Here is a 23,543-nt window from a genome sequence, read left to right as displayed (position 1 = left end):
ACCGTGAATCGATCCCTCTACATCGCCGCTACCGGCATGAATGCGCAGCAGGCGCAGATGGACGTGATCTCGAACAACCTCGCCAACGTGAGCACCAACGGCTTCAAGGGCTCGCGCGCGGTGTTCGAGGATCTGCTGTACCAGACCGTGCGCCAGCCCGGCGCGAACTCGACCCAGCAGACCGAGCTGCCCTCGGGCCTGCAGCTGGGCACCGGCGTGCAGCAGGTCGCCACCGAGCGGCTCTACACGCAGGGCGCGCTGACCCAGACCGGCAACTCGCGCGACATCGCGATCGACGGCTCGGGCTTCTTCCAGGTGCTGATGCCGGACGGCACCACCGCCTACACGCGCGACGGCTCGTTCCACCCGAACAACCAGGGGCAGCTGGTCACCTCCAGCGGCTACCAGGTGCTGCCGGCCATCACCGTGCCGCAGAACGCGCAATCGCTGACGATCGGCAGCGACGGCGTGGTCACCGTCACCCAGCCGGGCTCGACCAACTCGGTGCAGATCGGCGCGATGCAGATCGCCACCTTCATCAACCCGGAAGGCCTGCAGGCGCTCGGCCAGAACCTGTTCGCCGAGACCACCTCGTCGGGCGTGCCGAACGTGACCACGCCGGGCCTGAACGGCGCCGGTTCGCTGAACCAGGGTTATGTCGAGTCCTCGAACGTGAACGTGGTGCAGGAGCTGGTCAACATGATCCAGACCCAGCGCGCGTACGAGATCAACAGCAAGGCCGTGACCACCTCCGACCAGATGCTGCAGACCGTCACGCAGATGAAGAGCTAAGGGCAGGGCAGGTCGTCATGAAGCAGGTTCGTCCTTTCCGGGTGGTGCCCAGGCTTGCATCCCGGGCCGCGGCGCTGGCGCTGGCGGCGGCATTCGCCGGCTGCGCGCAGATCCCGCACCAGCCGATCACCCAGCAGCCGATGTCGGCGGTGCCGCCGGTGCCGCCGCAGATGCAGGCGCCGGGCTCGATCTACAACCCCGGCTACGCGGGCCGGCCGCTGTTCGAGGACCAGCGGCCGCGCAACATCGGCGACATCCTGACGATCATGATCGCGGAGAACGTCAACGCCACCAAGTCGTCGGGGGCGAACGCGAACCGCAACGGCGCGACCGATTTCAACGTGCCGACCGCCGGCTTCCTCGGCGGCCTGTTCAACCGGGCGAACCTGTCGGCCACCGGCGACAACAAGTTCACCGCCACCGGCGGGGCGACCGCCGCCAACACCTTCACCGGCACCATCACGGTGACCGTCACCAACGTGCTGCCCAACGGCAACCTGCTGGTGAGCGGCGAGAAACAGATGCTGATCAACCAGGGCAACGAGTTCGTGCGTTTCTCGGGCGTGGTCAATCCCAACTCGATCTCCGGCGCCAACTCGGTCTACTCGACCCAGGTGGCCGACGCGCGCATCGAGTACTCGGCCAAGGGCTACATCAACGAGGCCGAGACCATGGGCTGGCTGCAGCGCTTCTTCCTCAACGTCGCGCCGTGGTGAGCCGCATGAACCACGCCTCGACATCGCGCCGCCCGCGCAGTTCGTTCGCCCGCCCGCTGGCCCGCCTGTTCCGGCTCGCGCTGGCGCTGCTGCTGGCCGCCGCGCTGCCGGCCGCGCCGGCGCACGCCGAGCGCCTGAAGGACCTGGCCCAGCTGCAGGGCGTGCGCGACAACCCGCTGATCGGCTATGGCCTGGTGGTCGGCCTGGACGGCACGGGCGACCAGACCACCCAGACGCCCTTCACCACCCAGACGCTCGCGAACATGCTCGCGAACCTGGGCATCTCGATCAACAACGGCACCTCGACGGGCGGCACCGCGTCGCTGTCGAACCTGCAGCTCAAGAACGTCGCGGCGGTGATGGTGACCTCGACCCTGCCGCCCTTCGCGCGGCCGGGCGAGGCGATCGACGTGACGGTGTCCTCGCTGGGCAACGCCAAGAGCCTGCGCGGCGGCACCCTGCTGCTCACGCCGCTCAAGGGCGCCGACGGCCAGGTCTATGCGCTGGCCCAGGGCAACATGGCGGTGGGCGGCGCCGGCGCGAGCGCCAACGGCAGCCGCGTGCAGGTCAACCAGCTGGCGGCCGGGCGCATCACCGGCGGCGCGATCGTCGAGCGCTCGGTGCCCAACGCGCTGGCGCAGATGAACGGCACGCTGCAGTTGCAGTTGAACGACATGGACTACGGCACCGCCGAGCGCATCGTCACCGCGGTAAACTCGAGCTTCGGGCCCGGCATCGCCACCGCGCTCGACGGGCGCACCATCCAGCTCACCGCGCCGGCCGACCCGGCCCAGCAGGTCGCCTTCATGGCGCGCCTGCAGAACCTGGAGGTGAGCCCGGACCGCGCCGCGGCCAAGGTGATCCTCAACGCGCGCACCGGCTCGATCGTGATGAACCAGATGGTGACGCTGCAGAGCTGCGCGGTCGCGCACGGCAACCTGTCGGTGGTGGTCAACACCCAGCCGGTGGTCTCGCAGCCGGGCGCCTTCTCCAACGGCCAGACCGTGGTGGCGCAGCAGTCGCAGATCCAGCTCAAGCAGGACAACGGCGCGATGCGCCTGGTGACCGCCGGCGCGAATCTCGCCGACGTGGTGAAGGCACTCAATTCCCTCGGCGCCACACCGGCCGACCTGATGTCGATCCTGCAGGCGATGAAGGCCGCGGGCGCGCTGCGGGCCGACCTGGAGATCATCTGATGGCCAATTTCCCGAACGCCAACGACCTGACCCAGCGCTTCGCGCTCGACGTGCAGGGTTTCGATTCGCTGCGCCAGCAGGCCAACGCCTCGCCCGCGGCCGGCATGAAGCAGGTCGCCACCCAGTTCGACGCGATGTTCTCGCAGATGATGCTGAAGAGCATGCGCGATGCCACGCCCCAGGACGGCGTGTTCGACTCGAACACCTCCAAGCTCTACACCTCGATGCTGGACCAGCAGCTCTCGCAGCAGATGGCCTCGCGCGGGATCGGCGTGGCCGACGCGCTGATGAAGCAGATGATGCGCGCCGCGCACATCACGGACACCGGCGGCGCCGGCGGCAATGCCGCGGGCGGCCTGGGCGGCGCGATGGGCGGCGACGAGGGCGGCATGGCCGCCACCAACGCGCTGGCGCAGGCGCTGGCCAACGCGCGCGGCAACGGCCGGCTCGGCGGCGCGGGCGCCTATACCGGCGCGAGTTCGCTGACGCCGCCCGTCAAGGGCAACGGCACCTCGGCCGACCAGGACGCCTTCGTCGGCAAGGTGGCCGACGCCGCGCAGGCGGCCAGCTCGGCCACCGGCATCCCGGCGCGCTTCATCGTCGGCCAGGCCGCGCTCGAATCGGGCTGGGGCAAGCGCGAGATCCGCGGCCGCGACGGCAGCAGCAGCTACAACGTGTTCGGCATCAAGGCCACCAGGAACTGGACCGGGCGCACCGTGTCGGCGGTCACCACCGAGTACGTGGGCGGCCAGCCGCGTCGCGTGGTGGCGCAGTTCCGCGCCTACGATTCCTACGAGCACGCGATGACCGACTACGCCAGCATGCTCAAGAACAATCCGCGCTACGCCGGCGTGGTGAACGCCTCGACCACTCCGGAAAAGTTCGCCACCGGCATGCAGCGCGCCGGCTACGCGACCGATCCGCATTACGCGAAGAAGCTCATCTCGATCCTCCGCCAGATCGTCTGAACCCGCGCCGGGCCTGGGTTGCGCCGCGGGCCGCGCGACCCGGCGGGGTTCCCCGCTACCCATTTCCGGGTAGCCGGCGTTTCGAATTTACGATTCGCCAAAGATCTTAGGATGTTTTCGATCTACACTCATGCGCTGACGCTGCGGCCCGGCAGGGCTCGCGCGCCAAGAGACCAGCGGCCGCGCAAGCCGCGGGCAGGCCACCGCGTCCGGGCAAGCCGGGCGCCAAGCAGACGACATCCGGCAAGCCAACAATGAAGACCGAAGCAGCACTGACCGAAACGTCGGCGGATGACGATTCCGTCCCCGATTACGGCCGTCGCAACCCGCTCGAAATCGGCGTGCAGTTGCGCAATCTCCTGAACCGCGGGGATTTCCTCACGGTCCGTTACCCGGGCGGGCAGCTCGTCACGCGGGTGCTCGACGTCCAGGTCGGCTCGGGAACGTTTACATTCGACTGGGGCGCGGTGGAAGCGCAGAACGCGCAACTGCTGGGCGCCTCGCACGGCGCCTTCGAGGCCCTGCCCGACGGCGTGCGCGTCGAATTCACCATCGGCACCCCGAGCGAGATCAGCTACGAGGGCCGCCCGGCCTTCCAGGCCAAGTTTCCCGAAGTGCTCTATTTCGTGCAGCGCCGCGAGTATTTCCGCGTTGACGCGCCGGTGCTGGAGCCTTACGTGGCGCGCGGCACCCTGCCCGAGGGCGAGGGTTTCGTGTTCGAGATCGACAACCTCTCGCTGGGCGGCATCGGCCTGCGCACCGTGGACGAACGCGCCGCCGCGCTCGAGCCCGGCGTGACCCTGCCCGAGGTCGAGTTGAACCTGGCCGGCCACGGCAAGCTCGCGCTCGACCTGCAACTGGTCTCGCAGCGCATCACCGATTCGCCCAACGGCGCGCGCCGCTACCAGCTCGGCTTCCGTTTCGTATCGCTGCCGGGCGCCGCCGAGAACACCTTGCAGCGCCTGATCACCCAGCTCGAAGTGAAGCGCCGCCAGCTCGCGCGCGCGTAATTTCCGGTCATCGTCGGCGGCTCCCGGCGCCACGGTTTTTCTCGCGCGCGGCCTCAATTTTCGCCGCGCGCGGCCGTTATACCGGGTGTCCCTTTCCCGGAGGCCGTTCGCGGCCGGCACCCATGTCCAGCAATCTCCTGAACCTCGGACTCAGCGGCATCAACGCCGCGCTCTGGGGTATCAACACGACCGGCCAGAACATCTCCAACCAGGCGACCCCGGGCTACTCGGTCGAGCGCCCGATCTTCGCCGAATCGGACGGCCAGTACACGCCGAACGGCTTCAGCCCGAGCGGCGTGACCACCGTCACGGTGCAGCGCCAGTTCAGCCAGTATCTGTCGGACCAGCTCAACTCGGCCAACACCACCGCCAGCGCGCTGAGCTCGTACTCGGCCCTGGTCGCGACGCTGAACAACTACGTCGGCAATCCGTCGGCCGGGATCGGCGCGGCGATCTCCAGCTACTTCTCGGGCCTGCAGACGGTCGCCAACAACGCCGGCAACCAGAGCACCCAGCAGACCGCGCTGGCTGCGGGCCAGACGCTGGCCACCCAGATCAACGCGGCCGGCGCGCAGTTCGACGCGCTGCGCACCCAGGTCAACCAGCAGCTGCAGAGCTCGGTCACCAGCGTCAACGCGCTGACCGCGCAGATCGCCCAGCTCAACCAGCAGATCTCGGCGGCCGGCTCGCAGGGCCAGCCGCCCAACCAACTGCTCGACCAGCGCGACCAGGCGGTCGCCAGCCTGTCGCAGTACGTGGGCGTGCAGGTCACCCAGGTCAACGGCAACTACAACGTCTCGATCGGCAACGGCCAGCCGCTGGTGGTGGGCAACAACAGCTACCAACTGTCGACCGCGCCCTCGGCGGCGGATCCGAGCGAGCTGTCGCTGACGGTGCAGGGCACCGTGAACGGCGCGGCCACCACCACGGTGGTGCCCGACAGCAGCGTGACCGGCGGCTCGATCGGCGGCGCGCTGCAGTTCCGCACCCAGACGCTCGATCCGGCCGAGGCGCAGCTCGGCGCGATCGCGGTCAGCTTCGCGGCCCAGACCAATGCGCAGAACGCGCTGGGCGTGGACCTGAACGGCAAGGTGGGCGGCAACCTGTTCAACCTGCCGACGCCGACCACCATCACCAATGCCAACAACACCGGCAACGCCACGCTCACGGCGGCCTTCGACAATGCCCAGCAGCCGCCGACCAGCGACCTGACGCTGTCCTTCAACAACGGCACCTACACGCTGACCAACAAGACCACCGGCACCGTGGTGGGCACGGCCAACTCGCTGCCGGCCACGCTCGGCGGCCTGAAGCTGTCGGCCACCGGCACCATGCAGCCGGGCGATTCGTTCACCATCGAGCCCACCCGCGGCGCGCTGAACAGCTTCGGCGTGGTGAGCGGCGCGACCATCGCCTCCGGCGCGCCGGTGTTCGCGCAGAAGACCGCCACCAACACGGGTACCGGCGCGATCACCGCGGGCAGCGTCACGACCGGCTACCAGATTCCCTCGTCGACCACCACGCTGACCTACAACGCGGCCTCGAAGTCGCTGACGGGTTTCCAGGTCGGCACCACGGTGACCATCGGCACCACCCCGCCCACCACCGTGGCGATCACCGACGCGAACACCCAGGTGCCCTACGACGCCAGCAAGGGCGCCACGCTGACCATCACCAGCACGGTGCAGCCGCCGACCGACACCAACCTGATGAACAACGTGACGGTGTCGGTCTCGGGCGCGCCCGCGGACGGCGACACCTTCACCATCCAGGGCGGCAGCAGCGGCACCAACGACGGCCGCAACGCCCAGCTGCTGTCGGCGCTGGCCACCTCGAAGGCCTTCGACGGCGGCAGCACCACGCTGAGCGGGGCCTACAGCTCCTACGTCAACAACGTCGGCAACGCCGCGGCGAGCCTGTCGGCCAGAAGCTCGGTGCAGGCCGGCGTGGTCAGCCAGATCACCACCCAGCAGCAATCGGTGTCGGGCGTGAACCAGAACGAGGAAGCCGTGAACCTGATGCAGTACCAGCAGATGTACCAGGCCAACGCGAAGGTGATCCAGACCGCCTCCACGCTGTTCAGCACGCTGCTCGGCATCTTCAACTGACGGAATCGATCATCATGCGCATCGCTACCTCGCAGTTCTATACGCAGAACATCGAGCTGATGAACAACCAGGAGTCGCAGATCTCCACCCTGTACCAGCAGGTGGCGAGCGGCAACCTGCTGCAGACGCCGGCCGACAATCCGCTGGGCGCCGCGCAGGCGGTGCAGCTGTCGGCCACCTCGGCCACGCTCTCGCAATACTCGGCGAACCAGAACACCGCGCTCACCGCGCTGGGCCTGGAGGATTCGACGCTCTCGAGCGTGACCGGCACGCTGAACACGATCGTCTCGCGCCTGAGCAGCGCGATCAACGGCACCATGTCGGACAGCGACCGCGCCGCGCTCGCCTCGCAGCTGCAGGGCCAGCGCGACACGCTGCTGAGCCTGGCCAACACCACCGACGGCGCCGGCAACTACATCTTCGCGGGCTTCCAGGGCTCGTCGCAGCCGTTCACCAATTCGCCGGCCGGCGGCGTGACCTTCTCGGGCGACACCGGCCAGCGCAACGTGCAGATCTCCGACACGCAGAGCGTGGCGCAGGGCGACAGCGGCGTGAACGTGTTCCTCTCGGTGCCCTCGACCGGCAGCCTGCCGGTGCCGACCGGCGCCGCGGGCAACACCGGCACCGGCACCATCGGCGCGGTGACGGCCGGCAAGCCGGGCGACCCGACCAACAACCACGCCTACACGATCACCTTCGGCGGCACCTCGACGGCGCCCACCTACACGGTGACCGACAACTCCACCACGCCGCCGACCACCGGCGCCGCGCAGGCCTACCAGGCCGGCAGCGCGATCCAGGTCGGCAGCCAGAGCCTGGTGATCTCGGGTTCGCCGAACGCCGGCGACAGCTTCTCGCTGACGCCCGCGCCGGCCGCCGGGGCCGACATCTTCGGCGCGCTCGACGCGGCGATCGCCGCGCTCAAGGCGCCGGTGGGCAGCGACGGCGCCGCCACCGCGAGCTTCGTGAATTCGATGTCGACCGCGCTGACCAAGGTCAACAACTCGCTGGCCAACATCACCACCGTGCAGGCCTCGGTGGGCGGCCGCGAAAACCAGGTCAAGGCGATGCAGACCATCACCGCGACCAATTCGCTGGTGGCCACCAACTCGCTGACCGACCTCCAGCAGGCCGACATGCCGACCGCGATCTCGCAGCTGCTGCAGGCGCAGAACGCGCTGACCGCCGCGCAGAAGGCCTTCTCGCAGGTGCAGAACCTCTCGCTGTTCCAGTATCTGAACTGAGTCACGCGGCGCCGGCCGGGCCCGATCCGGCTCGGCCGGCGCCGCGCGGTGTCCCCGCCGTTCCTCTCGCTTTCCCCAGCGTTCCCCCCGCTTTCCCCTCGCGCCCTGCCTCCGGCCAGGCTTCGAACCCGGCCGCGCGTCATTCCCGTGCCATCCCCGTGCCATCCCTGTGTCATCCCTTCTTGTCAGCGGCGTTCGCGCTTCGTACACTCGCGCCTGATTCGCCCCGGCGGCGCCGCGCGCGCCGGCCGTTCCCGACAAGCCCCCCCTTCCGACAGGAGAGCCCGCGATGGCCGATTCCTATTTCCCGCGCTGGCGCGTGGCCGAGCGCGGCGCCGATCGCGTGGTCGCGCCCGATGAGCGGCTGCCCTGGCCGCAGATGGTGGCGATGGGCGTGCAGCACGTGGTGGCGATGTTCGGCTCGACCGTGCTCGCGCCGCTGCTGATGGGCTTCGATCCGAACCTCTGCATCTTCATGTCGGGCATCGGCACCCTGCTGTTCTTCGTGCTGGTGGGCGGGCGCGTGCCGAGCTACCTCGGCTCGAGCTTCGCCTTCATCGGCCTGGTGATCGCCGTGACCGGCTACGGCGGCAGCGGCATGAACGCCAACATCCCGCTCGCGCTGGGCGGCATCATCGCCTGCGGGCTGGCCTATGGCGTGATCGGCCTGATCGTCTCGGCGATCGGCACGCGCTGGATCGAGACCCTGATGCCGCCGGTGGTGACCGGCGCGATCGTCGCCGTGATCGGCCTCAATCTCGCGCCGATCGCCGTCAAGGGCGTGAGCGCCAGCACCTTCGACAGCGTGATGGCGCTGCTCACCGTGCTGTGCGTGGGCGGCGTGGCGGTGTTCGCGCGCGGCATGATGCAGCGCCTGCTGATCCTGATCGGCCTGCTGATCGCCTACGCGATCTACGCGGTGGTCACCAACGGACTCGGCCTGGGCAAGCCGATCGACTTCTCGATCGTCGGCCACGCGGCCTGGTTCGGCGTGCCGCATTTCACGGCGCCGGTGTTCGATCCGCACGCGATGCTGCTGCTCGCGCCGGTGGCGGTGATCCTGGTGGCCGAGAACCTCGGCCATATCAAGGCGGTCAGCGCGATGACGGGCCACAACCTCGACCGCTACGTCGGCCGCGCCTTCATCGGCGACGCGCTGGCCACCATCGTGTCGGGCAGCGCCGGCGGCACCGGCGTGACCACCTATGCCGAGAACATCGGCGTGATGGCGGTCACCCGCATCTACTCGACCCTGGTGTTCGCGGTGGCGGCGCTGATCGCGATCGTGCTGGGCTTCTCGCCGAAGTTCGGCGCGCTGATCAGCACCATCCCGGGGCCGGTGCTGGGCGGCGTGTCGATCGTGGTGTTCGGCCTGATCGCCGTGACCGGCGCGCGGATCTGGGTGGTGAACCGGGTCGACTTCTCCGACAACCGCAACCTGATCGTGGCGGCCGTCACCCTGGTGCTCGGCGCCGGCGATTTCTCGCTGAAGCTGGGCGGCTTCGCGCTGGGCGGGATCGGCACCGCCACCTTCGGCGCGATCCTGCTGCACGCGCTGCTGCGCCGCGAGAAGGAGCCGGGCCCGGTGGTGTGAACGGCGGCGCGGGCCTGCCGGCCAGGCTTCAGGCCTCGGCGTGGCCGGCCTGCGCGTCGAGCCAGGCGCAGAACTTCAACACCGGCGGCGAGGCCTCGCGCGCCGCGATCCACCAGTAGCGCCGCGTGGCGATGCGCGGGCCCGCCAGCGGCGCGACCAGCCGGCCGCTGGCCAGCTCCTCGTCGAGCAGGGGCAGCGGGCCGAGCGCCACGCCCAGCCCGTCCACCGCGGCCTGCAGGGCCAGGTAGAAGTGATCGAAGGACTGCCGCTTGCGTGCGCGCAGCGGCGTGCCGGCCGCCGCGAACCAGTCGCGCCAGGCCGAGGGCCGCGTATCCGAATGCAGCAGCACATGGCGCGCGAGATCCTCGGCCGAGGCGATCGGCATCTGCCGCAGGAGCTTCGGACTGCAGACGGGCAGCACCGTCTCGTCGAGGAAGTGGCCGCTCGCGCGGTTCGGCCAGCGCCCCGGGCCGCTGCGGATCGCCACGTCGAACTGGCCGTCGAGCGTGTCGAGCGGCGCGTCCGAGGTCGACAGCTTCAGCTCCACGTTGGGCATCTCGCGCTGGAAGCGCGACAGCCGCGGCAGCAGCCACTTCATCGCGATGGTCGCCTGGGCGTTGATGCGCAGCACATGGGCGGGCCCGGCCTCGCGCAACTGCTCGCTGGCCTGCGCGATGCGATCGAAGGCCTCGGAGAGGGTCGCCAGGTAGCGGCGGCCCTCCTCGGTGAGCCGCACGCGCCGGCCGTGGCGATGGAACACCGGCCGGCCGAGCCAGGCCTCGAGCGCGGCCACCTGGCGGCTGATCGCACCGTGAGTCACATGCAGTTCGTCGCCGGCGGCGCTGAAGCTTTCGTGGCGGGCAGCGGCCTCGAAGGCCCGCAGGGCCGGAAAAGGGGGGAGTAGACGCGTCATGCTTGTGAGTGTAGATCACAAGGAGCGAGCCGAGAAATCGTTTTGCCGGGGCCGCGATCGGGCGTACTCTCGCCGCATCGATGGCACTCTCCCCAGGATGTTCCGCATGTCTTCCCCCCTCACACAGGATCGCCCGGCGCCGCCGCGCGAGGTCGGCATCGCCGAGCTGTTCCTCGGCTTTCTCGGGCTCGGGCTGGTCTCGTTCGGCGGCGCGCTGCCCTTCGTGCGGCGCGCCGTGGTCGAGCAGCGCGGCTGGCTCACGCCCGAGGAATTCACCGACCTGCTCGGGCTCTGCCAGTTCCTGCCCGGCGGCAACGTGATCAACCTGTCGGTGGCGGTCGGGATGCGCTTTCGCGGCGTGCCCGGCGCGCTGGCGGGCCTGCTCGGCCTGATCGCCGGGCCCACCCTGGTGGTGGTCGCGCTCGGCGTGATCTACGCCAGGACCCAGGGCGACCCGCGCGTGCAGCACCTATTCGGCGGGCTGGCGGCCGCGGCGGCGGGGCTGCTGATCGCGATGGCGTTGAAGGTCGCGCGGCCCTTGCGGCAGGTGCCGGCCGCCGCCGGCGTGGCGGCCCTGGCCTTCGTGGCGATCGCGCTGCTGCGGCTGCCCCTGCTGACCACCATGCTGGTGCTCACGCCGATCAGCATCTGGCTGGCCGCGCGCGGGCGCATGCAGGCCGCGGGAGACACGCGATGAGCCACACGCTGGGCGCGCTGGCCCTGATCTTCTCGCAGCTCTCGCTGCTGGCCTTCGGCGGCGGCAATACCATCCTCCCCGAGATGCAGCGGCAGGTGGTCGAGATCCACCAGTGGATGCCGGCCACCGAGTTCACCGCGCTGTTCGCGCTGGCGCAGGCCGCGCCGGGGCCGAACATGATGATCGTGTCTCTGGTGGGCTGGCATGTGGCGGGCTGGCCGGGGCTGCTGGTGGCCTCGCTGGCCAAGTTCGGGCCGTCCTCGGCGGTCACCATGCTGGCGCTGCACGCCTGGGAACGCTTTCGCGACCGGCCGTGGCGGCGCTACGTGCAGCAGGGCATGATGCCGGTCACCGCGGGCCTGGTGGCGGCCAGCGCGATGTTGATCTCGCAGGCCTCGAACCATGCGGCGCTGCAATGGGGGATCACCGCGGCCTGCGCGGTGCTGGCCTGGCGCACGCGCCTGCATCCGCTCTGGCTGCTCGGCGGCGGCGCGCTGATCGGGCTGGCCAGCGCCTGGTTCTGAGCGAGGTTTCGAGCCTGCCGCCGAGCCGCCTGCCTCACGCCCCACGCGCCGGCGGCGATGCCGATCGCTTGCTCGATCCGGTGCCGGTTCGCTATCGATCCGCCGCCGGTGCGCCGCGCGATCCGCGCTAAGATGCAGGCCCGGCGTCGAGCGGACCTTGCTTCGGTCTCCGATGCATCGTCCGCCGCGCGCCTCCCTCTCCACGAGGCCAGCATGAAACTGAGTCCGGCGATCCCGATCCTGCGCATCTTCTCGGAGGCCAAGGCCCGCGAGTTCTACCTCGACTTCCTCGGCTTCCAACTGCTCTGGGGGCATCGTTTCGAGCCCGGCCTGCCGCTCTACGCGGCGGTCAAGCGCGGCGAGCTCGAGCTGCACCTGAGCGAGCATCACGGCGATGCCACGCCGGGTTCGACGGTATTCGTGCCGATGGAGGGAATCGATGCGCTGCACGCCGAGCTGATCGGCAAGCAATACGGCTATGCGCGCCCAGGCATCGAGCAGCAGGACTGGGGGCGCGAACTGACGGTGGCCGATCCCTTCGGCAACCGGCTGCGCTTTGCCGAACTGAAGCGCGACTGAACGGCACTCGATCGGCGGCGATGCGCGGCGGCGCTCCCGGCTGCCGCGCGCCGCATGCTGCATTGCCGCAACCCTGACGCGCCTCGCGGCCCGCCGCAATCGGGCCCTGCCCCAGTGCGTTGCGCGCGGGCGACAGCCGCGCGCGGCGCGGCGCAATTCTTTTTTGTTCCTTACAGCCTCCGTCTTATGATGCGGCCCACGCCGTCCGCGCCAGAAGCGTGCGACGCGCATCCGGCCGCGCGCCGTCGCGCCCGGACCATAACGACACCGTCAACGATAAAGAAAAGGATCGCTCATGAAGCAGACCAGAATCGCGGGATTGGTTGGGGGCATGATGCTCGCGTTCGCCGGCACGCAGGCGTACGCGCAGAGTTCGGTCACGCTGTGGGGCGTCGCGGACGTCAGCCTGCGCTACCTGACCAACTCGAACGCGAACAACGACAATCGCTTCTACATGACGAACGGCGCGATCACCAACAGCCGTTTCGCGCTGAAGGGCGTCGAGGATCTCGGCGGCGGCCTGAAGGCGATCTTCAACCTCGAAAGCGGCATCAACCTGCAGGACGGCTCGATGGCGGGCGGCTCGCGCCTGTTCAACCGCGCGGCCTACGTGGGCCTGCAGAGCCAGTACGGCACCGTCACGCTGGGCCGCCAGAAGACCCTGCTGTTCGACCTGCTGGCCGATACCTATGACCCGCTGACGGTGGGCAACTACTTCGAGAACGCCTGGCTGCCGGTGGCGCTCGGCGCGGGCCTCTATGCCGACAACGCCGTCAAGTACAACGGCAAGTTCGGCGGCCTGTCGGTCGGCGCGATGTACTCGTTCGGCACCGATTCGACCTCGACCGGCGCGAACGGCTTCTCGGGCCAGCTGCCGGGCCACGTCGGCGCCGGCAACATGTACGGCTTCACGCTCGGCTACGCCTTCGGCCCGCTGAACGTGGCCGCCGGCATGCAGCAGAACAGCGACAACTCGAACCGCAAGCAGACCATCTACCACGTGGGCGCGGTCTACGCGTTCAGCACGGTCAAGCTCTACGCCGGCTACCTGCGCTCGAAGGACGACACCGGCTTCGTCGATTCGACGCTGGCCCAGCAGGCGATCGTGCCGGGCATCAGCTCGCTCAAGGGCACCGGCCGGATCGACGACGGCCCGTATGCCGGCGTGGCCTGGCAGGCGAGCCCGACCATCACGCTGACCGGCGCGTTCTACTACGATCACTCGCGCAACGCGACGATCTCGAGCGGCGTGCTCGGCAGCGGCAATCGCTACGCGATCGTCGGCCTGGCCGAATACGCGCTGTCCAAGCGCACCGAGATCTACGGCACGGTCGACTTCAACAAGGCGACCGGCGCCTCGGTGGTCGAACTGCCGGGCCGCAACAACCAGACCGGCGTCTCGATCGGCCTGCGCAACATCTTCTGAGCGGCGCGCCGGCTGATTGCCGGCGCCGCTTCCGCCGCCCCGGTCGCGATTCGCGTCGCGACCGGGGCGATGTCGTTTACGGCCACCGAGATCGGCCGCCGAAATCGGCGCCGAAGCCCGCTAGCAGAAAACCGGCGGCCTCGCCAGCCGGGCCCCGGCCGGCGCCGCGTCCTGTCTCACGCGTTTCCCGAAAACTTGCTATCGTGCCGATTCCAAATCTGCCGGAGCATTTCGATGGACTACGACTATGACCTCTTCGTGATCGGCGCGGGCTCCGGCGGCGTGCGGCTCGCCCGCATCTCGGCCTCGCTTGGCGCCCGGGTGGGCATCGCCGAGGTGGAGCAGATCGGCGGCACCTGCGTGCTGCGCGGCTGCATCCCGAAGAAGCTGCTGGTCTACGCCTCGCATTTCCCCGACGACGTCGAGGATGCCGCCGGCTACGGCTGGCAGTTCGGCGAGGGCGAATTCTCCTGGCCGACCCTGATCGCCGCCAAGGATCGCGAGATCAACCGGCTCTCCACCATCTACATCAAGCTGCTGAACGATGCCGGCGTGAGCATGCACGAGGGGCGCGCCACCATCGTCGACGCGCATACCGTCGAGGTCGGCGGCAAGCGCTACAGCACGCGCCACATCGGCGTGGCGACCGGCTCCTGGCCGACCCTGCCGGAGATTCCCGGCATCGAGCACGCGATCACCTCGCGCGAGGCGCTCGACCTGCCCGAGCTGCCCAGGCGCGTGGCGGTGGTCGGCGGCGGCTACATCGCGGTGGAGTTCGCCGGCATCTTCAACGGGCTGCGCTCGAAGGTCGACCTCTACTATCGCGGCGAGGAAATCCTGCGCCACTTCGACGACGATCTGCGCCGCGTGCTGCACGAGGAGATCAGCAAGCACGGCGTGGCGATCCATACGCAGGCGCAGGTGCGCGCCATCACGCGCAATGCCGACGGCTCGCTCACGCTCGACGTCGACGGCACGCCGCAAGGCCCCTACGACGCGGTGCTGTATGCCACCGGCCGCCATCCGAACACGGCCGGGCTGGGCCTGGAGAACGCCGGCGTCGAGCTGGAGAAGGGCGGCGCGGTGCGCGTCGATGCCTACTCGGCCACCAACGTGCCCTCGATCCACGCGATCGGCGACGTCACCTCGCGTCCGCAGCTCACGCCGGTGGCCACGCGCGACGGCGCGCTGCTGGCGGCCAACCTGTTCGGCGAGCAGCGCGTCGAGGCCGATCACCGCGCGATTCCCTCGGCCGTGTTCAGCCAGCCGGAACTGGCCACGGTCGGCCTGAGCGAGGCCGAGGCGCGTGCCGAGTACGGCGCGCTCGACATCTACAAGACCTCGTTCCGCGCGCTCAAGCACACGCTGACGGGCCGCGACGAGAAGATCTTCATGAAGCTGGTGGTGGTGCGCGACACGCAGCGCGTGGTCGGCGCGCACATGATCGGGCGCGACGCGGCCGAGACCATCCAGGGCATCGCGATCGCGGTGCGCATGGGCGCCACCAAGGCGCAGTTCGACGCGACCATCGGCATCCACCCGAGCGCGGCCGAGGAGTTCGTCACGCTGCGCACCCGCTCGCCCGATCCGGCCTGAGCGCGGGCAGGCCACGAGGCGCGTGCCGCGGCATGCGCCTTGTGGCGAATTCGCAACCTGGACCCTGCGTCCAATGTATTGCACGACGAACTACCTGGCGCGAGCGAAGCCGGCAGGGTTCAAGGTGACGCGCCGGGCTGGTCGCCTTGCGCCGCGGCCAAGGGCATGCCGGGCAGCCGTCCCGTGCAGTCGTGCCGGTATTCGCGCATCAAGCGCCGATGCGCGGCGCGCGCCGCATCGGGAAAGTCCTTGCCGTTGACCGCCTCGGGCGAGTATCCCGCTGCCTCCAGTTCGGCGAGTTCGCCGATCACCTGCCGGTGCGTGAGCGCCCGGCCATCCTCCACGAACGGATAGTCGCGGCACTGCCGCGCGCTGAGCGGCATTGCCCGCGCGGCGGCCATCGTGGCGCCGAGCATCAGGCCGGCCGCGAGCAGCGTGCCGACCAGCCCGCGCCCGATGCGCGCCGCGCGTCTCACGATGCCGCGCCGTGCTTGACGCAGTCGCGCTGGTACTTCTGCATCAGCCGCTGCTGGGCGCTGTCGATGTCGTCGGGGTAGTCGCTGTCGTCGCCGGCCGAGGGCTGGTAGCCGACCGATTCCAGCTCCGAGAGCTCGTTGACGATCTGCGCATGCGTGACCGGCCCCTTCATCTTCACGAACGGATAGTCGCCGCATTGCTGCGGCGTGAGCGGCGCGGCGTGGGCGGCGATGCCCACGGCCAGCAGGCCGGCGCAGAGCAGGGCGTGTTTCAGGGTCGATGCGCGGTTCTTCATGATGTCGTTCCTCGAGGCGGGTTGGGCGCCGGCAAGCTGCCGGCCGGGTCATCCGATCCGACGCGGAATGCGTCGTGATCACGGAACGCAGGCTAGTGGAGGGCGCTTGTCGAAACGGTGGAGCGCACATGAAACTTCCTTCATCCACGGCGGCGCGGCCTCGCTGAAATTTCTTTCACCTGCTTGCCAGCGTTCGTTCAGGTGCGGCGGCGTATGGTGCGGGGCATGGCGGCGCGCATCGCTCGATGCACGCCGGCTCCGGACCCAGGACAGGAGGAGATTGGCGTGAACGGACGAACCATCGGATCGATAGGATTGGCCGCCGTCGCGCTCTGCGTGGCGAGCCTGGCCGAGGCGAAGGTGCAGGGCAGCGGCGGGCCGATCGCCGACGTGGTGCTCGATCACGCGAGGGTCGAGCGCCAATATCGCGCGATCGAGGACGCGCGCCGTCGCGCCGGGGTCGAGATGCGGCGCAACGTCGCACAAGTGCCGGGCGGCGCGACCGTGCCGGCGCTCGACCGGCCCACCTGAGGCGGCTCGCGCCCGGCCTCGATCGCGCCTGGCGGCAAGCGCCCGCGCGCCGGATGAAGAATGTTTAATGAACCCGATACCCGGGCGACACGCGCGCGCGTGTAGCCTGCGCTGATGGCTGTCGATGCGCGACGGCCGCTCAACGCCCGGGCCGGATATGGCAACATTCCTCTCCTCTCATCACGAATCGCCGGTACCGCCCTTGTTCGCGGCCGGCGGGACGACAATGTTTCGAGTCCTGACCATCGAAGACGATGAAATCACCGCGAATGAAATCGTCGGCGAACTGAAAGGCCGCGGCTTCGCGGTGGAATGGGTGGCCAACGGCCGAGACGGCATGGCGCGCGCGCTGAGCGACGAATACGACGTGATCACGCTGGACCGCATGCTGCCCGGCGTGGACGGCCTGACCATCGTCACCACCATGCGCAGCATCGGCGTGCGCACGCCGGTGCTGATGCTCAGCGCGCTGGGCGACGTCGACGAGCGCGTGCGCGGCCTGCGCGCCGGCGGCGACGACTACCTCACCAAGCCCTTCGACCCGGAAGAGATGGCCGCGCGCCTGGAGGTGCTGCTGCGCCGCAGCCGTAGCGCGCCCGCGCAATCGGAAACCTCGCTCGCGGTGGGCCCGCTCGCGCTCGACCTGATCGGCCGCAAGGCCAGCCGCGACGGCGTGGAGATCGCGCTGCTGCCCACCGAGTACCGCGTGCTCGAATACATGATGCGCAACGCCGGGCAGACCATCACGCGCACCATGCTGTTCGAGGCGGTCTGGGGCTACCACTTCGATCCCGGCACCAACCTGATCGACGTCCACATGGGACGCCTGCGCAAGAAGATCGACCCGCCCGAGCTCGCACCGATGATCCGCACCGTGCGCGGCGCCGGCTACATCCTGTCCTGAGCCGCCTATCGTGACCGAACAAGCAAGCCGGAGCGCCGGCGGGGCCGGCACGCCGCGCTGGTATTCCAGCACGTTCCGGCTGGTGACCGTCTACGCGGTGATGTTCTCGCTGTCGGTGATGCTGCTGCTGGGCGTGATCGCCACGCAGATCACGCACGACATGAAGAGCGAAACCGACGTGGTGATCGACTGGCAGATGATCTACTTCGATTCGATGGCGGATACCAACCTGCCCGGCGCGATCCATCGCCGCCTCGAGCACGAGCGCATGCACACCAATTACTACGGCCTGTTCGCGCCGGACGGCCGCCATGTGGCGGGCGACGTGCTCGAATTCCCGGCCGGGCTGGAGACCGATCGCACCGGCCAGACGCTCTCGCATACGCTGAAGATCGCCGGCGACGAGGTGGCGCCGGTGGTGCGCGCGATGGCCGAGGTGCGGCCCAACGGCTATCGGCTGGTGCTGGCGCGCGACCTCACCCACATCCTGCGGATCCGCGAGGCCATCATCAATGCGCTGGTGGTGGGCGGCGTGCTCTGCTTCGGCGCGGGCCTGCTCGGCGGGCTGATCCTCAGCGTGCGGCAGATGCGGCGCATCAAGGCGATCCGCCAGGTCACCCAGCGCATCGCGCGCGGCGACCTGGCCCAGCGCTTGCCGGTGGGCGGGCGCGACGAGATCGACATGCTCTCGCACCTGGTCAACCACATGCTGGCCGAGGTCGAGCGGCTGATGCACGAGGTCAAGGGCGTGTGCGACGGCATCGCGCACGACCTGCGCACGCCGCTGGCGCACGTGCATACGCTGCTCGCCCACGCGGCCGAGCGTGCCGGCACGCAGGACGACGCGGCGATGGCGAGCCTGGTCTCGCGCGCGCGCAACGAGACCGATGCGCTGCTCGGGCGTTTCCGCGCCATGCTGCGGATCGCCGAGATCGGCACGCTGCAGCGGCGCGGCGGTTTCGCCGAGGTCGACCTGGAGGCGCTGGTGATCGATATCGGCGAACTGTTCGAGCCGCTGGCCGAGAGTCGCGATATCCGCTTCGAGGTCCTCACCGAACGCGTCGACGCGGTGCACGGCGATCGCGCGCTGCTGTTCGAGGCGCTCACCAACCTGCTCGACAACGCGCTCAAGTATTCGGCCTCGGGCGGCACGGTGCGGCTCGAGCTGCGCCAGCGCCTGCAGGGCCCGCAGATCGACGTCAGCGACGACGGCCCCGGCATCGCCCCCGACGAGCGCGAGGCCGTGCTGCAGCACCGCTACCGCAGCCGCCGCACCGGGCACCTGGCCGGCTCGGGGCTGGGCCTGAGCATCGTCTCGACGGTGCTCAACGTGCATGACTTCACGCTGCGCATCGGTAGCGCCGAGCCCGGCACGCGCGTCACGATCGAATGCTGGTCGAGGTCGCTGGTATGAGGATCGCTCGCCTTGCCTGCCGCCGGGGGGCCTGCTGAGCATGCGTGTCCTGCTCGTCACTTCACCGCACCCGGAAGCGTCCTGGCTGCACAAGGCCCTGCAGGAGAGCGGCCACAGCCTGCAGCGCGCCGACGAGTTGCGCGACGGCCTGTTCCTGGCCTCGCAGGAAGCCTTCGACGCGATCGTGGTGACCGCCTTCGAGCCCGGCGCCGACGCCGCGCTGATCGGCATGCTGCCGCGCTTCGTGGCCGACGGCGGCGGCGCGGCGCTGGTGGTGCTGCTCGGCCATGCCTCGGCGAGCGAACGGATCCGCGCGCTGCGCGCCGGTGCCGACGCCTGCTTCGGCGCGCCTTATTCCTTCATCGAGCTGCATGAGCGCCTGCAGGCCCTGCAGCGCCTGGCCGGGCCGCGCGAGGCGGAAGGCCCGCATGCGCCCGCCGCTTCCTCGAGCTTCGAGACGCTGTCGCGCGAGCTCAAGGACGGCAAGCTGCGGCTGGCGGTGACGCGCCGCGAGTTCCTGCTGCTCGAATGCCTGATGCGCCATCCGAACGCGCCGGTGCCGCGCGACCAGTTGATCCGTTATGTGTGGCAGGACAAGGAGGATGTCGATCCGTCGAGCGTCAACCTGGTGGTGTCGCGGTTGCGTCGCAAGCTCGCGCGGCACCTGCCCGACGTCAGGATCGATACGGTGAGCCGCTACGGCTACCAGGTGAGCTTGCCGGACGCCTGAGCGCGCGGCGCGGCCGCTTCACCAAGCGGCGACATCATGCATGGACGCGAGGGGCGCGCTGCCGACGGCAGCGCGCCCCTCGCGCATTGACGGATCGAATCACGAACCGAAGAAAGGCACGCAGAAATCGGGCGGGCCGACGCAGTCGCCGGGGCCATTGGGCCGCGCGGCGGCGCAGCCGGACAACAGGGCGCCGGCGGCGACGGCGAGCAGCGCGAGACGGGTGGAACGCAGCAGGAGGGGACGAAGCTTCATGATTGGCGAGCGAGTCAGGTAGGGAGCGGCGGCGCTGCGGACGGCGCGGGCGGCGTGAGCGGGACGCCGGGGCCGGCCGCAAGGCGGCGCGCATCAGTGCGCGTAGAGCGTGGAGTTCAGGTACTGGAGCTGGCCGTCCTGCTCGGCCTGCACGAGCTCCTGGTAGACCTCGGCGCGCGTCTTCTCGTGCACCGGCTGGCCATAGGGCGCGACCCACTGGCCATTGGCGGCGGCCCACTGGCTGTTGGCCGCGGCGCCCGGCACGCCGTCCTTGGTGGCGGCCGGCGTCATCCGCATCGGCTGGGCGCTGGTCTGCGCGAAGGCGGGAATCGAAAGCGCGGCGAAGGCGGCGAGCAGGGTCGTCGCGACTAGCTTGGTGGTGTTCATCTTCGTTGTCCTCATGATCAATGACTGGTTTCATCCCCGTCGCGGCATCTCGACGTGACGCATCGGGTTGAGGACAAGCATAGAGGGGGGGCGATAGCGGATCGGCATACGCAGGGTGAAAAGAAATTCATGCAGCGCCCCGGGGGCTGTCGGCATCGACATGAAGCCGGCATATCGCGTGGATGAAAAAGGTTTCATTTTTCAGGCCGTTTTCATAACGGCGCTGTCACGCCCGCTGCCTAAATTGGGCGCCATCGCATCGCGGACGGATCGGCTTTTCCACACGCAGCCGGCGGTGCGAGAAGACCGACCCACTCTAGCGAAACCATCATGAAGAAATACCTGGCAATCCCGGCGGCGCTCGCGTGCCTGCTTTCGACCGCCGCGCATGCGCAGAGCAGCGTCACGCTGTACGGCACGATCGACGCGGGCCTGGACTACATCAGCAACCAGAAATCCTCGGGCGGCGCGGGCCCGACCTACGGCGTGCAGAGCGGCAACGTCAGCACCTCGCGCTGGGGCCTGCGCGGCAACGAGGACCTGGGCGGCGGGCTGGCTGCCGTGTTCACCCTCGAGAACGGCTTCAACGTGGCCAACGGCAAGTTCGGCAACGGCGGCGACGAGTTCGGCCGCCAGGCCTGGGTCGGTCTCGCGAGCCAGCAATGGGGCACCGTCACGCTGGGCCGCCAGTACGACTTCCTGGTCGACTTCGTGGCGCCGCTGTCGGCCACCGGCTCGGGCTTCGGCGGCAACATCGCCGACCATCCCTACGACAACGACAACCTCGCCAACGACACGCGGATGAACAACTCCGTGAAGTTCCGCAGCGCCAACTACGGCGGCTTCACGTTCGGCGGCGCCTACGCCTTCAGCAACGCGGGCGGCCAGTTCAGCAACAACAACGCCTACAGCCTCGGCGCGCAATACGCGAACGGCCCGGTCAACCTGGCCGTGGCCTACCTGCAGTCGAACCAGCCGGGCGGCGTGAACACGCCGCAGAACACCGGCGGCGCGCTGAGCAGCTCGGACGGCGATTCGATGCTGGTGGGCGGCCGCTGGCGCACCTTCGGCGCCGGCGCGCGTTACGCGTTCGACAAGGCCACGGTGGGCTTCGTCTACACGCGCACGATCCTGAACGACCCGCGCGAGCTCTCGCAAGGCGGCTCGTACGGCAACGTGAACGGCCAGCTGCTGACCTTCAGCAACTACGAACTGAACGCGCGCTACTTCCTGACGCCGGCGCTCTCGCTGGGCGGCTCCTACACCTTCACGCAGGGCCGCTTCGACAACGCCGGCCGCAGCATCGCGCCGAAGTGGAACCAGTTCATGCTGCAGGCCGACTACGCGCTGTCGCGCCGTACCGACCTCTACCTGGAAGGCGTGTACCAGCGCGTGACGGGCGCCGACGGCGTGGCCGTGCTGGGCAATGCGGGGATCTTCAACCTCGCCGCCTCGGGCAACGATCGCCAGGCCGTGGTGGCGGCCGGCATTCGTCACAAGTTCTGACCGGTCCTCGCCGGTTCAAGCCGGCCGGGCCGCGCGGCCCGGCCCGGCGCGAGGATCGATCGATTCGCGCGCTTGGGTGGCGGCGCATCCGGTGAGCGACCGGGTGCGCCGGTAGTGCGGTTCCCGCCGCCGTCACGACATCGGCTGCAGCGATGCCGGGACGGTCTGGGCGGTGATCTTCGGCCCCGTGACGCGGATGCGTCGCGGGGTTTTTTTATGGCCGGCGCCGCGGCTGGCCGGTGCGGCCCTAAAGAACGGCCGATTCCCGCCGTAAAGCAACACCAAGTGCCGTCGATCCCGCGACGACGCCGTCCGAGCGTCGGGCCGTGGATCGCGCCGTGGAGCGCGCAGTGGAGCGGCGAGGCACTTCCCCGGGGGCGCGATCTTCTCGCGTATTCGGTCAAAACTACAAACAACAGGCCATCATGTTCAACACCCAACGCCTCATCACCGGCGCGAGCGCGCTCACGCTCGCCTTCTCGCTGTCCGCCTGCATGTCGGTGCATTCCTATGTCGACCCGGCACTCGGCGAAACGCATTACACCGATCTGAAGAAAGCCGCCAGCCCGCAGCCGGTGCAGCTGCTGGTCGAATTCCAGACCAAGGGCGTCGCCAACGCACGCGCCACCGAGGCCCTCAAGCCGCGCGTGTACGAACAGGTCTCGCAATCGGGCCTGTTCAGCCAGGTGTCCTACGATCCCGTGCCGTCGGGCCGCAAGCTGTCGATCTCGATCAACAACGTGCCCTTGACGGACAACGTCGCCGCCAAGGGCTTCGGCACGGGCCTGACGTTCGGCCTGGTCGGCTCGATGGTCACCGACGGCTACATCTGCACGGCCAGCTATGTCGAGCCGGGGCACGATGTCGTGACCAAGGTGGTCAAGCACGCGATCCATACGACCATCGGCAACGCATCGGGCCCGGACGGACTGACGCCGATGACCGTGCAGGACGCCACCAGCACGATGCTCAAGCAGATCGTCGCGAAGAGCCTCGATGAACTCGACCAGTCCTCGGATCTGGCGCAATGATGCCGGCCAGGGCTCCCTCGCGGCGCGCCTGGCGCGTGCTCGCCGCGTCGGTCGCGGTGGCCGGCGCGCTCGCCTGCGGCGGGTGCGTGACGCAGCCGGTGCCGCAATACCAGGCGAGCATCGCCAACCAGATGGCGCTGGCGCAAATGCCGGCCGACGTCCGCTTTCGCGTGACGACCGGCACCGATCCGGCCAACATCCAGACCCAGGTGCGGTCGATGCATATCGTGCCGCCGGGCAAGGGTTCGTGGTCGGATTACCTGAACCAGGCGATGCGCACGGAGCTGAAGACGGCCGGCCATGACGGGGCCGACGCGCCGGCGACGCTGGACGCGAGCCTGACCCGCCTCAGCGTCCTCGATGGTCAGGCGGAGCTGGCCGGCCGGTTCGTGATTCGGCGCGACGGCACGGTCGTCTACGACAAGGCCTTGCAGGCCAGGGCGCAGTGGGACACGCATTTCATCGGCGTGCTCGCCGCCACGGATGGATTCGACCATAGCTCGGCCATCTTCCAAAGCCTGCTGCACGCGTTGTTCGACGATCCGGACTTCGTTGCCGCGACACGGCAATTGGCGAATCGAGCGCCGAGCTGAGCGCCGAACCGAGTGTGGTGACGCTGCCGGCGTTGTGGTCGGCGACGACGACGGGCT

At 69.2% G+C, this 23,543-nt stretch carries 25 protein-coding genes; 20 read left to right on the top strand and 5 right to left on the bottom strand.

Annotated features, from left to right (window positions below):
• Positions 1-3: 3 nt before the first annotated feature.
• The 8 genes from flgG to F3J10_RS06895 all read left to right on the top strand — a co-directional run bounded on the left by flgG (position 4) and on the right by F3J10_RS06895 (position 9,628).
• Complete coding sequence (gene flgG, locus F3J10_RS06930) at positions 4-792, top strand: flagellar basal-body rod protein FlgG (RefSeq protein ID WP_025099430.1); 789 nt, start codon at positions 4-6, stop codon at positions 790-792.
• 17 nt (positions 793-809) lie between these two features.
• On the top strand, positions 810-1,508 hold the full coding sequence (flgH, locus tag F3J10_RS06925) for a flagellar basal body L-ring protein FlgH (RefSeq protein WP_167241738.1): 699 nt from the start codon (positions 810-812) through the stop codon (positions 1,506-1,508).
• A 5-nt stretch (positions 1,509-1,513) separates the two neighbouring features.
• The gene (locus F3J10_RS06920; protein WP_025099428.1) at positions 1,514-2,704 is read left to right on the top strand and encodes a flagellar basal body P-ring protein FlgI; all 1,191 of its coding nucleotides are present in this window, start codon (positions 1,514-1,516) and stop codon (positions 2,702-2,704) included.
• Positions 2,704-3,672, top strand: a complete 969-nt coding sequence (gene flgJ, locus F3J10_RS06915) for a flagellar assembly peptidoglycan hydrolase FlgJ (protein ID WP_166912437.1) — start codon at positions 2,704-2,706, stop codon at positions 3,670-3,672. Before F3J10_RS06920 ends, flgJ begins: the two co-directional genes overlap by 1 nt.
• A gap of 254 nt (positions 3,673-3,926) precedes the next feature.
• A complete protein-coding gene (locus F3J10_RS06910; RefSeq protein ID WP_025099426.1) occupies positions 3,927-4,682 on the top strand; it encodes a flagellar brake protein in 756 nt (251 codons plus the stop codon).
• A gap of 122 nt (positions 4,683-4,804) precedes the next feature.
• Positions 4,805-6,790 (top strand): flagellar hook-associated protein FlgK, encoded by a 1,986-nt coding sequence (gene flgK, locus F3J10_RS06905; RefSeq protein ID WP_166912439.1) that lies wholly within the window; start codon positions 4,805-4,807, stop codon positions 6,788-6,790.
• Between the two features lie 14 nt (positions 6,791-6,804).
• A complete protein-coding gene (gene flgL, locus F3J10_RS06900; RefSeq protein ID WP_166912441.1) occupies positions 6,805-8,034 on the top strand; it encodes a flagellar hook-associated protein FlgL in 1,230 nt (409 codons plus the stop codon).
• A 289-nt stretch (positions 8,035-8,323) separates the two neighbouring features.
• Positions 8,324-9,628: a solute carrier family 23 protein gene (locus F3J10_RS06895; protein WP_025099423.1), complete on the top strand. Its 1,305-nt coding sequence runs from the start codon at positions 8,324-8,326 to the stop codon at positions 9,626-9,628.
• A gap of 28 nt (positions 9,629-9,656) precedes the next feature.
• Here the strand turns inward: F3J10_RS06895 and F3J10_RS06890 are convergent, their stop codons facing one another.
• The gene (locus F3J10_RS06890; protein ID WP_025099422.1) at positions 9,657-10,541 is read right to left on the bottom strand and encodes a transcriptional regulator GcvA; all 885 of its coding nucleotides are present in this window, start codon (positions 10,539-10,541) and stop codon (positions 9,657-9,659) included.
• Between the two features lie 106 nt (positions 10,542-10,647).
• Here F3J10_RS06890 and F3J10_RS06885 point away from each other — a divergent pair, with 106 nt between their 5' ends.
• From F3J10_RS06885 to gor, 5 genes are all read left to right on the top strand, one after another.
• Entirely contained in the window at positions 10,648-11,238 is a 591-nt protein-coding gene (locus F3J10_RS06885) for a chromate transporter (RefSeq protein ID WP_167241737.1), read from the top strand.
• Positions 11,235-11,762 carry a chromate transporter gene (locus F3J10_RS06880; RefSeq protein WP_013699637.1) on the top strand — a complete coding sequence of 176 codons (528 nt, stop codon included), beginning with the start codon at positions 11,235-11,237 and terminating at the stop codon, positions 11,760-11,762. Before F3J10_RS06885 ends, F3J10_RS06880 begins: the two co-directional genes overlap by 4 nt.
• 213 nt (positions 11,763-11,975) lie before the next feature.
• A complete protein-coding gene (locus F3J10_RS06875) occupies positions 11,976-12,341 on the top strand; it encodes a glyoxalase superfamily protein (RefSeq protein ID WP_167241736.1) in 366 nt (121 codons plus the stop codon).
• Between the two features lie 295 nt (positions 12,342-12,636).
• Positions 12,637-13,767, top strand: coding sequence for a porin (locus tag F3J10_RS06870; protein ID WP_025099419.1), 1,131 nt, complete (start codon positions 12,637-12,639; stop codon positions 13,765-13,767).
• Positions 13,768-14,001: 234 nt separating this feature from the next.
• Positions 14,002-15,363, top strand: coding sequence for a glutathione-disulfide reductase (gene gor, locus F3J10_RS06865; RefSeq protein ID WP_025099418.1), 1,362 nt, complete (start codon positions 14,002-14,004; stop codon positions 15,361-15,363).
• A 119-nt stretch (positions 15,364-15,482) separates the two neighbouring features.
• Here gor and F3J10_RS06860 read toward each other — a convergent pair whose 3' ends face one another.
• A complete protein-coding gene (locus F3J10_RS06860; protein ID WP_167241735.1) occupies positions 15,483-15,839 on the bottom strand; it encodes a DUF4148 domain-containing protein in 357 nt (118 codons plus the stop codon).
• Positions 15,836-16,135: a DUF4148 domain-containing protein gene (locus tag F3J10_RS06855; protein WP_167241734.1), complete on the bottom strand. Its 300-nt coding sequence runs from the start codon at positions 16,133-16,135 to the stop codon at positions 15,836-15,838. The genes F3J10_RS06860 and F3J10_RS06855 overlap by 4 nt, the downstream gene beginning before the upstream one ends.
• A gap of 285 nt (positions 16,136-16,420) precedes the next feature.
• Between F3J10_RS06855 and F3J10_RS06850 the strand changes: the two genes are divergently transcribed.
• From F3J10_RS06850 to F3J10_RS06835, 4 genes are all read left to right on the top strand, one after another.
• Complete coding sequence (locus F3J10_RS06850) at positions 16,421-16,666, top strand: hypothetical protein (RefSeq protein WP_126242784.1); 246 nt, start codon at positions 16,421-16,423, stop codon at positions 16,664-16,666.
• A 226-nt stretch (positions 16,667-16,892) separates the two neighbouring features.
• Positions 16,893-17,570: a response regulator transcription factor gene (locus F3J10_RS06845; protein ID WP_025099414.1), complete on the top strand. Its 678-nt coding sequence runs from the start codon at positions 16,893-16,895 to the stop codon at positions 17,568-17,570.
• Positions 17,571-17,670: 100 nt separating this feature from the next.
• Complete coding sequence (locus F3J10_RS06840; protein ID WP_051598300.1) at positions 17,671-18,984, top strand: HAMP domain-containing sensor histidine kinase; 1,314 nt, start codon at positions 17,671-17,673, stop codon at positions 18,982-18,984.
• A 40-nt stretch (positions 18,985-19,024) separates the two neighbouring features.
• Positions 19,025-19,714, top strand: a complete 690-nt coding sequence (locus F3J10_RS06835; RefSeq protein WP_025099412.1) for a response regulator transcription factor — start codon at positions 19,025-19,027, stop codon at positions 19,712-19,714.
• A gap of 99 nt (positions 19,715-19,813) precedes the next feature.
• Here the strand turns inward: F3J10_RS06835 and F3J10_RS06830 are convergent, their stop codons facing one another.
• Both F3J10_RS06830 and F3J10_RS06825 read right to left on the bottom strand, forming a co-directional pair.
• Complete coding sequence (locus F3J10_RS06830; protein WP_013699628.1) at positions 19,814-19,969, bottom strand: hypothetical protein; 156 nt, start codon at positions 19,967-19,969, stop codon at positions 19,814-19,816.
• 93 nt (positions 19,970-20,062) lie between these two features.
• Positions 20,063-20,356: a DUF4148 domain-containing protein gene (locus F3J10_RS06825; RefSeq protein WP_025099411.1), complete on the bottom strand. Its 294-nt coding sequence runs from the start codon at positions 20,354-20,356 to the stop codon at positions 20,063-20,065.
• 330 nt (positions 20,357-20,686) lie between these two features.
• On the opposite strand from F3J10_RS06825, the gene F3J10_RS06820 reads away from it, so the two are divergent.
• The 3 genes from F3J10_RS06820 to F3J10_RS06810 all read left to right on the top strand — a co-directional run bounded on the left by F3J10_RS06820 (position 20,687) and on the right by F3J10_RS06810 (position 23,486).
• A complete protein-coding gene (locus F3J10_RS06820; protein ID WP_025099410.1) occupies positions 20,687-21,862 on the top strand; it encodes a porin in 1,176 nt (391 codons plus the stop codon).
• A gap of 425 nt (positions 21,863-22,287) precedes the next feature.
• Positions 22,288-22,893: a hypothetical protein gene (locus F3J10_RS06815; protein WP_167241733.1), complete on the top strand. Its 606-nt coding sequence runs from the start codon at positions 22,288-22,290 to the stop codon at positions 22,891-22,893.
• Positions 22,890-23,486, top strand: a complete 597-nt coding sequence (locus tag F3J10_RS06810; protein WP_167241732.1) for a hypothetical protein — start codon at positions 22,890-22,892, stop codon at positions 23,484-23,486. The genes F3J10_RS06815 and F3J10_RS06810 overlap by 4 nt, the downstream gene beginning before the upstream one ends.
• Positions 23,487-23,543 lie beyond the last annotated feature (57 nt).

Origin of the sequence: Burkholderia sp. Cy-637 (assembly GCF_011753175.1) — a bacterium.
Taxonomy (GTDB): Bacteria; Pseudomonadota; Gammaproteobacteria; order Burkholderiales; family Burkholderiaceae; genus Burkholderia; species Burkholderia gladioli.
Note: the sequence above shows the minus strand (reverse complement) of the source record. Positions and strands in the feature narration are given on the sequence as shown.